Annotated in this window: 11 protein-coding genes and 1 pseudogene; 5 read left to right on the top strand and 7 right to left on the bottom strand. The window is 62.1% G+C overall.

The window, feature by feature from the left end:
• Window positions 1-43: 43 nt before the first annotated feature.
• Window positions 44-382: a 4a-hydroxytetrahydrobiopterin dehydratase gene (locus VKM35_RS11115; RefSeq protein ID WP_324321086.1), complete on the bottom strand. Its 339-nt coding sequence runs from the start codon at window positions 380-382 to the stop codon at window positions 44-46.
• A gap of 137 nt (window positions 383-519) precedes the next feature.
• Between VKM35_RS11115 and VKM35_RS11110 the strand changes: the two genes are divergently transcribed.
• Both VKM35_RS11110 and VKM35_RS11105 read left to right on the top strand, forming a co-directional pair.
• Window positions 520-1104, top strand: coding sequence for an NfuA family Fe-S biogenesis protein (locus tag VKM35_RS11110; RefSeq protein WP_324321085.1), 585 nt, complete (start codon window positions 520-522; stop codon window positions 1102-1104).
• A 51-nt stretch (window positions 1105-1155) separates the two neighbouring features.
• Window positions 1156-2058 carry a hypothetical protein gene (locus VKM35_RS11105; protein ID WP_324321084.1) on the top strand — a complete coding sequence of 301 codons (903 nt, stop codon included), beginning with the start codon at window positions 1156-1158 and terminating at the stop codon, window positions 2056-2058.
• A gap of 110 nt (window positions 2059-2168) precedes the next feature.
• Here the strand turns inward: VKM35_RS11105 and VKM35_RS11100 are convergent, their stop codons facing one another.
• Together VKM35_RS11100 and VKM35_RS11095 are read right to left on the bottom strand one after the other, a co-directional pair.
• Window positions 2169-2525 carry a c-type cytochrome gene (locus VKM35_RS11100; protein WP_324321083.1) on the bottom strand — a complete coding sequence of 119 codons (357 nt, stop codon included), beginning with the start codon at window positions 2523-2525 and terminating at the stop codon, window positions 2169-2171.
• A 12-nt stretch (window positions 2526-2537) separates the two neighbouring features.
• Window positions 2538-2870 carry a c-type cytochrome gene (locus tag VKM35_RS11095; RefSeq protein ID WP_414636633.1) on the bottom strand — a complete coding sequence of 111 codons (333 nt, stop codon included), beginning with the start codon at window positions 2868-2870 and terminating at the stop codon, window positions 2538-2540.
• A 197-nt stretch (window positions 2871-3067) separates the two neighbouring features.
• On the opposite strand from VKM35_RS11095, the gene VKM35_RS11090 reads away from it, so the two are divergent.
• From VKM35_RS11090 to VKM35_RS11080, 3 genes are read left to right on the top strand one after another with little or no spacing between them, the layout of a single operon-like run.
• Window positions 3068-4237: an efflux RND transporter periplasmic adaptor subunit gene (locus VKM35_RS11090; RefSeq protein WP_324321082.1), complete on the top strand. Its 1170-nt coding sequence runs from the start codon at window positions 3068-3070 to the stop codon at window positions 4235-4237.
• Window positions 4234-7569, top strand: coding sequence for an efflux RND transporter permease subunit (locus VKM35_RS11085; RefSeq protein WP_324321081.1), 3336 nt, complete (start codon window positions 4234-4236; stop codon window positions 7567-7569). Before VKM35_RS11090 ends, VKM35_RS11085 begins: the two co-directional genes overlap by 4 nt.
• The gene (locus VKM35_RS11080; RefSeq protein ID WP_324321080.1) at window positions 7566-10694 is read left to right on the top strand and encodes an efflux RND transporter permease subunit; all 3129 of its coding nucleotides are present in this window, start codon (window positions 7566-7568) and stop codon (window positions 10692-10694) included. Before VKM35_RS11085 ends, VKM35_RS11080 begins: the two co-directional genes overlap by 4 nt.
• Window positions 10695-10811: 117 nt before the next feature.
• Here VKM35_RS11080 and VKM35_RS11075 read toward each other — a convergent pair whose 3' ends face one another.
• The 4 genes and pseudogenes from VKM35_RS11075 to VKM35_RS11060 all read right to left on the bottom strand — a co-directional run.
• Complete coding sequence (locus VKM35_RS11075; protein WP_324321079.1) at window positions 10812-11300, bottom strand: OsmC family peroxiredoxin; 489 nt, start codon at window positions 11298-11300, stop codon at window positions 10812-10814.
• Window positions 11297-11761, bottom strand: a complete 465-nt coding sequence (locus tag VKM35_RS11070; RefSeq protein WP_324321078.1) for a PaaI family thioesterase — start codon at window positions 11759-11761, stop codon at window positions 11297-11299. The genes VKM35_RS11075 and VKM35_RS11070 overlap by 4 nt, the downstream gene beginning before the upstream one ends.
• A 25-nt stretch (window positions 11762-11786) precedes the next feature.
• The gene (locus VKM35_RS11065; protein WP_324321077.1) at window positions 11787-12788 is read right to left on the bottom strand and encodes an NADP-dependent oxidoreductase; all 1002 of its coding nucleotides are present in this window, start codon (window positions 12786-12788) and stop codon (window positions 11787-11789) included.
• Window positions 12785-13118 (bottom strand): annotated as a pseudogene (locus tag VKM35_RS11060) (short-chain dehydrogenase/reductase); the annotation flags it as partial. The pseudogene VKM35_RS11060 and the gene VKM35_RS11065, both read right to left, overlap by 4 nt.

The following is a 13118-nucleotide window of genomic DNA, read 5'->3' as shown; positions in this document are numbered from 1 at the left end:
TCGATCTTTGCGGGCATCGAAACGGTCGCGGGTGGAATGCAGGCTACGTCAATTGGTCGATTTTCGCGGCGCAGATGAAATCGTTGAGGCTGAGTCCGCCGACATCATGGGTGGAGAAGCGCACCACCGCACGGTTGTAGTGCACGCCCAGATCGGGATGGTGATCTTCGCGATGGGCGATGAAGGCCAATGCATTCACGAAGGCCATCGTCCGGTAGTAGTCGCCGAAATTGAAGGTCTTGCCGATCGCCTTGCCGTCCTCGAGCAATTCCCAGCCGGCGAGGGCACCGAGGTAGCCGCGCACCTTGTCGATCGGCAGCAGGTTATCGGCGCCGCGCAGTGATGTGCAATGACGGGAGGCGAGTTCGGAAAGGATGGACATGGCGTTGCCTCGGGTTGAAATCGGAGGATTGTGGCCGTATTGATCGTATTCGCGGAATCGCAGGCGATCAGCACGGGCGACGGCGAACTTTACTTCAGCTCACGGAACTTTACCGGCCTATCCCGTAAAATATCGCCATGATCAATATCTCCGATTCCGCCCAGACCTATTTCCGTCACCTGCTCGGCACCCAGGGCGGCGATGCCATCGGTATCCGTGTCACCGCCGTACACCCGGGCACGCCACGCGCCGATGCGCGACTGGAATTTTGCGAGAACGGAGACCTGCTTGGCGACGAGTGGTCGCTCGATTGCGAGGGTTTCACGCTGTTCGTGGACGCCCCCAGCGTTCCTTTCCTCGATGGCGCCGAGATCGATTACGCCAGCCAGGGCACGAGCAGCCAGCTCACTATCCGAGCACCGCGCATCAAGGGCGAGGCGCCCAAGGGCGATGCTTCGCTGATCGAGCGTGTGCAGTGGTTGCTGGAAACCGAAGTCAATCCGCAACTCGAATCGCACAAGGGCAAGGTCTCGCTTGAGGAAATCACCAGCGATGGCGTGGTGCGCCTGCGTTTCGGCGGTGGCTGCCACGGCTGCGGCATGGCCGATGTCACGCTCAAGCAGGGCATCGAGAAAACCTTGATGGCGCGCATTCCGGAAATCACCGCGGTGCGCGACGCCACCGATCACTCCACGGGTGCTGCGCCCTACATCGCGCGCTGAACTTTCATTGCCCAGGCGCCCCTAACGGCGACCTGATCACTGCGAAGCCTCATGCCCGACGCCCCCGTCGCAATATCGGAAACCGCCTGGCATCCGCATTCGCTGGCGAGCACGGCGCCGGTATTCGACAAGCGCGCGGGCCGCTTTCTATTCGCCGCCCTGGTCGCCATCCACATCGGTGCGATCTTCTGGATTTTGCGCGCGCCGGCCATCGAGTCGGATCGTGCCAGCAACGACGATGCGATCGAAATCAGTTTCGTCTCTCCGGAACCGGTGCCAGCGGCAACAAAAGCTCTTTCTGATGCAAAGCCAGCGGCCAATGCTGCGGTCGTGATCCGGATGTCGAAGCAGGCACAGATCGCGAACGGACAGCCGCATCGAATCGCCACAATAAGCGCTGCCGCGGCGTCGCAAAAATCGCCTCTGCAACTTTATGCTGCCGACGGACGCGTGAGACTTCCGGAAAGCTTGATGACCGAACTCGCCAAGGTCGACAGCGACGAACGCGTGTTCGACTACCAGGTTCCAGGGCTGGCGAAAGCCGGAAAATTTTTTGATCGACCGCCGGCGTTGACTTACGAAAGCACGCGTTTCGACCAGTATTGGCGGCCTGATCAGGACTTACTGACCGAGTTGCTCAGCCGTGCGGTCGAGAAAGCCAGCAAGGAAATCCGCATTCCCGTCCCCGGCCACCCCGGCGAAAAAATCGTCTGCCATGTTTCCCTTCTTGCCCTGGGTGGTGCCTGTGGCGTCGCGCACAACGACGATGGCTACGTATTCAAGGACGACGATCCAGCGACATTGAACGAGGCCGAGAGCAAACAATGCAAGGCGTGGTGGGATCGGATCGTTGATGCAAAAAGCCAGGAAACCTGGCGCAAGACCCGTGCGCTTTACGACGCGGAATGCAGGAAGCCGCTGGAGCGCAAGAAAGCATTGCCGCCAGGGCGCTGACCATCAGCGAGGGATGCGCCGAAGAAAATTCGTCGGTGTAAATACATCGGCACAGAAAAAAGGCCCCGATGATCGGGGCCTTTTCCTTCGATGAATAATCGCGGTGACAATCAGCGCGTGTGACCGCTCAGGTCATGGATTTGCGGGTCAAGCGAACCGAAATACACGGTGAGGTCGGCGATATCCTGTTCGGTGAGGTCCTTGGCCTGACCACCCATGATCAGGTTCTTGCGCTTGCCCGACTTGTAATCGTGCAAGGCCTTGGCGAGGTAATCCGGGTACTGGCCACCGATGACCGGCGGCGGATTCATCTTGTCGGCCGTTGGGTGGCTGCCGTCGGCGCCATGGCAGGCGGTGCAGGCCTGGGCCTTGATCTTGACCTTGGCGATGTCGCCAGTGGCGCCGGCCAGGGCGGACGCGCTGAAGGCGAGGGCGAGGGAAACGGTGGCGATGCGGATCAGGATCATGGGTCGGTTCCGTTACTTCTTGATCGGCTTCAGGCTGGACAGGTACGCCGCGATATTGGCGATGTCCTGGTCGGAAAAGCTCTGCGCCTGCGCCGTCATGGTGGGGTGGTTGCGCTCGCCTTTCTTGTATTCGGTCAACGCCGCGACCAGATACTGCTCGCTCTGGCCGCCGATCTTGGGCACGCGGTAGTTCGGGTAGGCGTTCTTGTATTCCGCGATGCCGTGGCAGCCGGTGCAGGTGTAGGCCAGCTGTTTGCCGACTTTGGCATCACCCTTGGCGAAGGCGGGGGCAGCGGCGGTAGCCAGAGCCAGGAGGGCGGTGGTCAGCAACACTCGTTTTTTCATTGGGATTCCGGCGGAAGGGTCGGCGGAGACGATCAGGCAAAAATTATAGCCTGCGCCGCCGGAGCCAGACAGGGGGTGGTGTGTCGTCGACGCAGAGGCGTACCGAATCAGCACATACAGACTTTCGGCACATATCGATCAGCAGGCACATGCGTTACTGTTCTATGCAACTACAACACCTGCGAGAGTAAGACCTGATGAGCGCGTCCTCCGATACCCGCCGACTGCCCGTTTTGATGCGTACCGGCGCCGTCGCCCTGGTCGTTGCCGGCCTCGCTCTCGGAGGGTGCAAGGGATCTGCGGGCGGCGATGCCGAAGCAGCGTCGGGCAAGAAAGACGAGGCGGCGAAAGTCGACAAGGACGGCAAGCCGATCGAAAAAGTCGAGGCGGTGCCGGTGGAAGTCGCCAAGGCGGCGCGCAAGCCGATCTCCGCGAGTTATTCGGGCACGGCCAATCTCGAAGCACCCGGCGAGGCACAGGTCGTCGCGAAAACTTCGGGCGTGATGGTGCAACTGCTTGCCGAGGAAGGCGATCAGGTCAAGGCCGGGCAAGTGCTCGCGCGCATCGACGGCGACAAGGTGCGGCTCGAAGCCGAGCGCGAACTCGCGACCGTGCACAAGCTCGAAAACAACTACCGTCGCTCGCAAGGGCTGGCCGCGCAGAAACTGGTCAGCGCCGAGTCCAGCGACCAGATCCGTTATGACCTCGAATCCGCGCGCGCCAGTTACGAGCTCGCCAAGCTCGAACTCTCCTACACCAACATCACCGCCCCGATCAGCGGCGTGGTCGCGCAGCGCATGGTCAAGCCGGGCAATCTGATCAACCTCAATGCGCCGGTGTTCCGCATCGTCAACAACGCGCATCTCGAAGGCGTGCTCAACGCGCCCGAGCGCGAAATGAATCGCCTCAAGGCCGGCCTGCCGCTGCGCATGGTCGTCGATGCCGTGCCGGGCAAGGTGTTCGAAGGCCGCGTCGACCGCATCAGCCCGGTGATGGATTCGGGCAGCGGCACGTTTCGTGTCGTCTGCGCATTCGACAACGCGCCGGAGTTGCGTCCGGGCATGTTCGGCCGCATCGAGGTCGTCTATGACCAGCGCCAGGATGCGTTGACCGTGCCGCGCATCGCGCTGCTCGAGGATGAGGGCGAGCCCGCCGTTTACGTCGTGCGCAACAACAAGGCGAAGAAAGTCGTCGTGCAGCTGGGCTACACCAATGGCGAGCTCGCGGAAATCCGCAGCGGTCTTGTCGAAGGCGACCAGGTCGTTACCGCCGGCAAGGTCGCGATCCGCGATGGCAGCGACGTGCAGATCATCACCCTCGGCAGTCAGCCGGCCGCCAAGGTCGTGGCCGAGACTGCCGCCAAATGAATCTCGTCGAATTCGCGACACGACGGCGCGTGACCGTCTTCATGATCACGCTGACCTTCGTTATCTTCGGCGTCATCGCGCTGTTCAATCTCAAGGTCAACCTGCTGCCCGACCTGAGTTATCCGACGCTGACGGTGCGCACCGAATACACGGGCGCCGCGCCGTCGGAAGTCGAGACGCTGCTCAGCGAGCCGATCGAGGAAGCCGTCGGTGTCGTCAAGAACCTGCGCAAGCTGCAATCGATTTCGCGTACAGGCCAGAGCGACGTCGTGCTCGAGTTCGCCTGGGGCACTGACATGGACCAGGCCAGCCTCGAAGTGCGCGACAAACTCGATGTGCTGCGCCTGCCGCTGGAAGCCAAGGCGCCGGTGTTGCTGCGCTTCAACCCGTCCACCGAGCCGGTGATGCGCCTCGTGCTGACCACGCCGAAGGACAACGCCGGTAGTGACCAGGCTGAGTTGATGCGTCTGCGTCGCTACGCCGACGACGAACTCAAGAAGCGCCTGGAGCCGGTCGATGGCGTCGCCGCGGTCAAGGTCGCCGGCGGTCTCGAGGACGAGGTGCAGGTGCAGGTCGATGCCGATCGTCTTGCGCAGCTCAATCTGCCGGCAAGTCTGGTGATCGATCGCCTCAAGCAGGAAAACGTCAACATTTCCGGCGGCCGCATCGAAGAAGGCAGCGAACGCTACCTTGTGCGCACCGTCAACCAGTTCAGCAGCCTGGACCAGATGCGCGAGCTGCTGATCACTTCGCTCAACGGCGTGCCGGTGCGACTCAAGGACGTCGCCACGGTCGTGCAGGGTTACAAGGAACGCGAGGCGGTGATCCGTCTCGCCGGTCGTGAAGCGGTCGAATTGGCGATCTACAAGGAAGGCGATGCCAACACCGTCGCTGTAGCCAATGCCGTGCGTCATGCACTCGCGACTTTGCAAAGCCATGCCAGCGCCGGCCTGGCCAAGACGGCGCCATCCAAACCCGGCGAATACCTGATCGACGGCATTCCGGTGCGCACCATCGAGGATCAATCCAAGTTCATCAAGAACGCCTTGTCGGAAGTGCAATTCGAGGCGCTGGTCGGCGGTTTCCTGTCGATCCTGATCATCTTCTTCTTCCTGCGTGACGGCTGGAGCACCTTCGTCATCGGCTTGTCGTTGCCGGTATCGATCATCGCCACGTTCTTCTTCATGGACCGGCTCGGCCTGAGCCTCAACGTCATGTCCCTCGCAGGTCTCGCGCTGGCGACAGGCATGGTGGTCGACGATTCCATCGTCGTGCTCGAAAGCATCGCCAAGGCACGCGAGCGTGGCCTCGGCATCCTGCAGGCTGCGGTCGTCGGCACGCGCGAAGTCAGCATGGCGGTGGTCGCTTCGACGCTGACCACGGTGGCCGTGTTTTTCCCGCTCGTGTTCGTCCAGGGTGTCGCCGGGCAGTTGTTCAAGGATCAGGCGCTGACGGTTTCGATCGCGTTGATGATCTCGTTGGTCGTGTCGCTGACATTGATCCCGATGCTGTCGTCGATCCGCGACAAGGCGCCGCTGGCTTTCAAGAAGGAAGATCCGCATCCGCCCTGGCAGCCGACCAACAAAGCCGGGCGCGTCGCCGCCGGAGCGGGCCGAGGCGTAATTCGCGGATTCGCCGGCAGCGCGTTCGGGCTCAGCTGGCTGTTCATCGGCATCGCCCGCGGCCTGGCCAATACCGTCGGCGTCTGGCTCGCACGCTTGGGCGAATTCATCCTGATTCCCTACGAGCGCGCCGCGAAGTTCTATCACGGCATCCTGCCGAAGGCACTGGATCGACCCTGGCCCATTCTCGCCTGCGCGACAGCGGCCTTTGTCATCGCGATGTTCGTCGCGACCACGCTTGGCACCGATCTGATTCCGCAATTGGCGCAGGATCGTTTCGAGATGACTGCGAAACTGCCGCCAGGCACGCAGCTCAACGAGACCGATGCGCTGGTGCGCGCGGTGCAGTTGGCCCACGACGGTGACAAGGACATCGAAGCGCTGTATGGCGTCAGTGGCACTGGCACACGCCTGGACGCCAATCCGACCGAGTCCGGCGAGAACGTCGCCAAGCTCAGCGTCGTGCTCGGCGAGCATTACAGCAAGCAGACCGAGGCCCAGGTCACCGAGCGCATGCGCAAGACCATGGCGCAGTATCCGGATGTCGGTGTGAAGTTTGGTCGTCCGCAGCTTTTCAGTTTCTCGACGCCGCTGGAAATCGAATTGCGCGGCCAGGATCTGGAGTCGTTGTCGCGCGCCGGCCGCAAGCTCGCCGAACTGATGCAGGGCTCGGCGCATTTCGCCGACGTCAAATCCTCGGTGGAGCAGGGCTTCCCGGAAGTGCAGATCCGTTTCGACCAGCAACGTGCGGCGGCGCTCGGCCTGACCTCGCGGCAGATCGCCGACCAGGTCGTGCGCCAGGTGCGCGGCGAAGTCGCGACGCGTTACAGCTTCCGCGACCGCAAGATCGACGTGCTGGTGCGCGGCCGCGAAAGCGATCGCGCTTCCGTCGACGATATCCGCCGCATCATCGTCAATCCGCAGAGCGATCGTCCGGTGACGCTGGCCGCGGTCGCCGACGTGGTTGAAACCACCGGGCCGAGCGAAATCCATCGCGCCGACCAGACGCGCGTCGCCGTGGTGTCGTCCAACCTGCGCGGCATCGATCTCGGCACCGCCGTGGCCGAGGTGCGCAAACTGGTCAAGGACAATCCGCTGGGCGCCGATATCCACCTCGGTTTCGGCGGCCAGAGCGAGGAATTGGACAGCTCGATCCAGTCGTTGATGTTCGCCTTCGGCCTGGCGATTTTCCTGGTCTACCTGGTGATGGCTTCGCAGTTCGAATCGCTGCTGCATCCGTTCGTGATCATGTTCTCGGTGCCATTGGCGATCGTCGGCGCGGTCGCAGCCCTGTGGCTGTCGAACTCGCCGGTGTCGGTGGTGGTGTTCATCGGCCTGATCCTGCTGGTCGGCATCGTGGTGAAAAACGCCATCGTGCTGATCGACAAGGTCAACCAGTTGCGCGAGGAAGGTGTGGCCAAGCGCGACGCCATCTGCCGCGGCGCGGAATCGCGCCTGCGCCCGATCATCATGACGACGCTGACCACGCTGTTCGGTTTCGCGCCGCTGGCGTTCTTCGGCGGCGACGGTGCGGAAGTACGCGCGCCGATGGCGATCACGGTGATCGGCGGCCTGAGCGTGTCGACGATCCTGACCCTGGTCGTGATCCCGATCATGTACAACCTGCTCGATCGCAAGTCCGACGCGTTCTATCGCGAACGCGCCAAGCCGATCGATCTTTCCGCACCGATGGAAGGCTTGCACGGATGACGCTCGCCGAACTCAGCCTGCGCCGGCCGGTGACGGCGGTGATGTTTTTCGTCTCGATGGTGGCGATTGGACTGATCGCCTCGTTCCGCCTGCCACTGGAGCAGTTTCCGGAAGTCAACATCCCGTTCGTGGTGGTGAATTTTCCGTATCCGAGTTCGACGCCGCAGGAGGTTGAACGCAGCATCACCCGCCCGGCCGAGGAAGCGCTGGCGACCTTGCCCGGCATCGCCTCGATCAATTCGACCAGCCGCGCCGACGGTGCCGATATCCAGTTGGAATTCTCCGACTGGAACCGCGACATCAACATCGCCTCCAGCGAAGCCCGCGACCGTATCGATGCGATCCGTTCGGATCTTCCCGAGGACATGCAGCGTTATTTCGTCGAGAATTTTTCGCTGACCGATCAGCCGATGATCCGGATCCGCTTCTCGAGCAATCGTGATCTGGTCAAGGAATACGAATTGCTGGAGACCGAGGTCAAGCGTCGCATCGAGCGCGTGCCCGGCGTTGCCCGCGTGGAGATTTCCGGCGCCTCGCCATCAGAAGTCGAAATTTCGATCGACCCGGCACGCCTGGGCGCGCACAACATCAGCCTCAACCAGCTCGCGGCCAAGCTGCAGGCGGTGAATTTCTCGGTCTCCGCCGGCGAAATCAACGAAGGCCAACGCCGTCTGCGCGTGCAGCCGATCGGCGAGATCAAGGACCTCGGGCAGCTGCGCGATCTGGTGCTCAACGAGCAGGGGCTGAAACTTTCCGACATCGCCGAGGTGCATCTCAAGCCGCAGCACGAAACCTTCGGGCGGCGACTCGATGGTCGCCCGGCGGTCGGTCTGGACATCTATCGCGAGCAATCCTCCAATCTGGTCAACGTCGCGCGCGACGCGATGGCTGCAGTGGAAGAGGTGAAGAAATCGCCTGCGCTGGAAGGCATCCAGATGGTGGTCTTCGACAACCAGGCCGACAACGTCACCGATTCGATCAAGGAACTGGTCAAGGCCGGCCTGATCGGCTCTCTGCTGTCGATGATGGTGCTGTTCTATTTCCTGCGGCATTGGCCGAGCACGCTGATGGTCACGCTGGCGATCCCGATCTGCATCATCATGACGCTGGGCGCGATGTATTTCTTCGGTATCACCCTCAACATCCTGTCGATGATGGGCCTGTTGCTGGCGGTAGGCATGCTGGTCGACAACGCCGTGGTGGTGGTCGAAAGCATCTACCAGTTCCGGGAAAAATTTCCCGCGGATCCGGTGCGTTGCGCGATCGAGGGTACGCGTAGCGTGCAGATGGCGATCAGCGCCGGCACGCTGACCAGCATCATCGTGTTCCTGCCAAATCTTTTCGGTGGCACCAACAAGATCAGCATCTTCCTCGGCCAGGTCGCGTTGACGATCACCATCGCGCTGCTGTGTTCGTGGCTGGTTGCGGTGAGCCTGATTCCGATGATCAGCGCGCGCCTGAAAACGCCACCGGCCGTTGGCGCCGCGCATGGTTTTGTGCCGGCATTGAGCCGGCGTTACGGCAGCCTGCTGCGCTGGTCGCTGGAACATCGTGGCAAGGCCTTGCTCGGGATTTTTCTGATCATCGGGATCAGCCTGGTGCCGGCGTTCTTCACCAAGTTCGACATGTTTCCGAACGAGGCCGGCAAGGAAATGGGCTTGTACGTCGACTGGAAGGGCGCCTACAGCCTCGAACAGATGTCCGATGAGATGGCCAAGGTCGAGCAGCACCTGGAGGCGAATCGCAAGCGCTACCACCTCAAGCAGATATACGTGGTGTTCGCCGAACAGGGCTGGGGCGGCATCCGCCTGACGCTGGACGACGACGCCAAGGATCCGGAAGCGATCCAGGAATTGATGCGCAAGGAAATGCCCAAGCTCGCGCGCGCCGAGATCGGTTTCCAGGGCGGCGGCAACAACGGCGGCGATGGCAAGGAAATTACCTTCTACGTCAATGGCGATTCCACCGAGACGCTGGGCAAGCTCGCCGACGGCATGGTGCCGCTGCTGGCCAACAACAAGAAGCTGCGCGACGTGCGCGTCAACTCCGGCGACGAGAACAGCGAGATCCAGGTGACGGTCAACCGCGAGCGCGCGGCGATCTACGGTTTCAGTGCGCAGGAAGTGGCGCAGTACATCGGCATCGCGCTGCGCGGCGCGCCGTTGCGGGAGTTTCGCCGCGGCAATACCGAAGTGCCGATGACGGTGCGATTCGCCGGCGCGGAAAAATTTCGCGTGGAAGATCTCTCCGATCTCAGCCTGCGCCGCAACGACGGCAGTACGGTGCCGCTGATGTCGGTGGTGGATGTGAAGCTGCGTCGCGGCTCATCGCAGATTTCCCGTCAGGATCGGCGTACCTCGCAAGCGCTGGTAGCCAACGTCGCCGATGGCGCGACCAAGGACGATGCGCGCAAGGCGGTCGAGGAAGTGATGAACGCCGCGCAGTTCCCGCCGGGTTACGGTTGGAGCTGGGGCCAGACCTTCCAGGAAGACGACCAGGCCGGCGCACAGATGGGCCGCAACATGCTGATCGCGATCTTCATGATCCTGGTAGTGATGGCGGCGCTGTTCGAATCGCTGTTGTTCCCGATGGCGATCCTGAGCAGCATCGTGTTTTCGTGGCTGGGCGTGTTCTGGATCTTCGCGCTGACCGGCACCGAGTTTTCGATCATGGCGCTGATCGGCATGCTGGTGTTGATGGGCGTGGTGGTGAACAACGGCATCGTGATGGTGGAGCACATCAACGTGTTGCGCCGGAACGGCATGAGCCGCACCGACGCGCTGGTCACCGGCAGCAAGGAGCGTCTGCGCCCGATCCTGATGACCATGGGCACGACGATTCTGGGCATGTTGCCGCTGTGTTTTGCCGGTGCCGATGTCGGTGGCGACGGCCCACCGTATTACCCGATGGCGCGTGCGGTGGCTGGCGGTCTGGCGTTCTCGACGATCGTCAGCCTCCTATTCCTGCCGACGATCTACGCGATGCTCGACGATCTCGGCGCCAATACCGGCCGGGTGATCCGTCGTGCGCGCGAGAAGGCGCCGTTCGGACGCTTTCGCAGGAACGCGGATGAGCCGGGCAATGCGATCACCGACGAACTCGGTGGTGAACTGAGCGAAGCCTGAGCGCCGAGTGAAATTTTCATCGGGGTCGGTGCGAACGAAGGCAGGCGGGATTTCCGTCTGCTTCGACCGGTTTTGATTGGCATCGGCTGGATTGCGCGTTGGGATCAGTATTCGAGATCACTGCCTCAGTCGATCGTCCAAGACGGCCATTGCCTGCTGGTCAGTCAGCGTAGCGTTCAGTGAGATTTTGGCGCTCAACAACTTGGACACGGCGCAATTTTCCTTCGCCTTGGTCGCGAGCGATTGGAATGTGGCGTTGTCTGCATGCGGAACCGACGCGGTGAGCACCAGGTGCAGACGCGAGATGGAAAAACCGTATTGGTCCGACTGCAGCGTCGCCAGTGCTGTGGTGTCCATGTGCGTGACGGTGAAACCCGCATCCGCCAATAACAGGGCGAGATACATGGTGAAAGAGCTGGCGCATGCCGCGGCAAGCAATTCTTCCGGACTCGTGCCGGCCGCGCCATTGAAGCGGCTGTCGACGGTGTAGGGATGACTTTGGAGCGCACTGCTCTCGGTCGAAACGAAGCCAAAGCCCTCGCGCGCGTCGCCGATCCAGGCGGCAGTTCCCGAACGTTGAGTGACGAATTCGCCCCAGGCGCTCATTGGTCGATCACCAGCAGCGTTGAACTGGCCGAGGCAAAGAGCCGACCACTGGCATCGATCAGTTTCGCCTCGGCAAACGCCACGCGCCGGCCCATCGTGAGCACGCAGCCCTCGGCGCGCAAAGGGCCGCTCTGGCTGGTCAATGCCTTGTGGTAGGCGACCTTTAGCTCAAGGGTCGTGTAGGACTGACCCGCGCCCAGACGTGAGTGCACCGCGCAGCCACAAGCGGAGTCGAGCAAGGTCGCTGCGTAGCCGCCGTGAACCATTCCGATCGGATTGTAGGCGTGCTGTCCCGGCGTGCCTTCGAACACGGCCCGGCCGGCGTCGACTTCGGTCAGAGCGAAGTCGAGCGAGTCGGCGATGCCCGGGCGGCGCCCCGAGGCCATCAATGCGCGCAACTGTTCCAATCCAGTCAATCCGACGCTGCCGGTTTGACCCAGAACATCCGCGATCAGGCTCATATCTGTTCTCCGGCCAGGTGACGATTCATTCCACTTCGATGACGATCTTGCCTTTGGCGCGCCCTGTTTCCAGATAGGCCATCGCTTCGTTCGTCTCCAGGAACGGGAAGACGCGATCCACGACAGGCCTGATGACGCCGGATTCAATCAGCGCGGTGATCTTGCTCAGCTGCTCGCCGTGGGCGTGCATGAAAACGAAGGAGTAGTCGATGCCGCGCCGCTTGGCTTTGCGCCGGATGCCCAGGCTCAGCAGGCGCATCACCTGCTGGAGGAACCAGTTCAAGCCAACGGACTTGGCGAATGCGACATCCGGCGGCCCGGAGATGGAGATGAGTTTGCTGCCCGGCTTGAGAACGCCGATGGATTTCTCAAGCGTGGCCTGGTCAAGGCTGTTCAGCACTACGTCGTACCCACTGAGCAGCTTCGAGAAATCGTCCTTCTTGTAGTCAATGACGACATCCGCGCCGAGATTCTTGACCAGGTCAACATTGCTCGTGCTGGTCGTCGTCGCCACAGTCGCACCGAGCTGCTTGGCCAACTGGATGGCGAAGGTGCCGACGCCGCCGGAGCCGGCATGGATCAGAACCTTTTGTCCCTTTTTCAGGCTGGCGCGTTCGACCAACACCTGCCACGCGGTCAGGCCGACCAAGGGGATGGAGGCGGCCTCCACCATGCTCAGGTTCCTGGGCTTCAAGGCCACGTCGGTTTCGTCGATGGCGATCTGCGCGGCGAGCGTCCCAACCCGGCCGTCGCGTGGACGCGCATACACCTCATCGCCTGGCTTGAACCTTCGGACCTTCGATCCGACCTGGACCACCACACCGGCCACGTCGTGACCCAGCACCAACGGGAAGCGATTGGGCAGGATCAGTTTGAATTCGCCGTCACGGACCTTGGCATCGAGCAGGTTCAGGGCGGCCGCATGGATCTTGACCAACACATCGTGGTCGCGAACTTCCGGCGCCGGCATGTCGCCCAGGCGCAAGGCGCTTTTCTTTTTGTAGCGGTCGAGAATGAAGGCCTTCATGGCTGCGAAATCGTGTTTGCATCGAGTCGCAAGTCCTTTCGGATGCCAGCATCCACCAGTCGGGCCGGCGCAAACCTGCGCAGCAAGCGCAGGCGATTCGCGAGGCCGCCGGCGGTGTAACGGAGTTTCGGCTGGACGGCCTTGGCCGCCTGCAAGACGACGTCCGCCACGACGCTCGGATCGTCGCCATTTGCCATCACCTTGGCGATTACCTTGTCCACTCCCGCGCGGGCTTCGCGATACTCCTCAAGCTTCGCATCGGGCGCGAGCAAGTTCGCGTCGAACTGGGTCTTGGTGTAGGCGGGCTCGATCACCGACACCCGGATGCCC

The organism is Arenimonas sp., assembly GCF_035312645.1.
In the GTDB taxonomy this organism is placed as follows: domain Bacteria; phylum Pseudomonadota; class Gammaproteobacteria; order Xanthomonadales; family Xanthomonadaceae; genus Arenimonas.
Note: the sequence above shows the minus strand (reverse complement) of the source record. Positions and strands in the feature narration are given on the sequence as shown.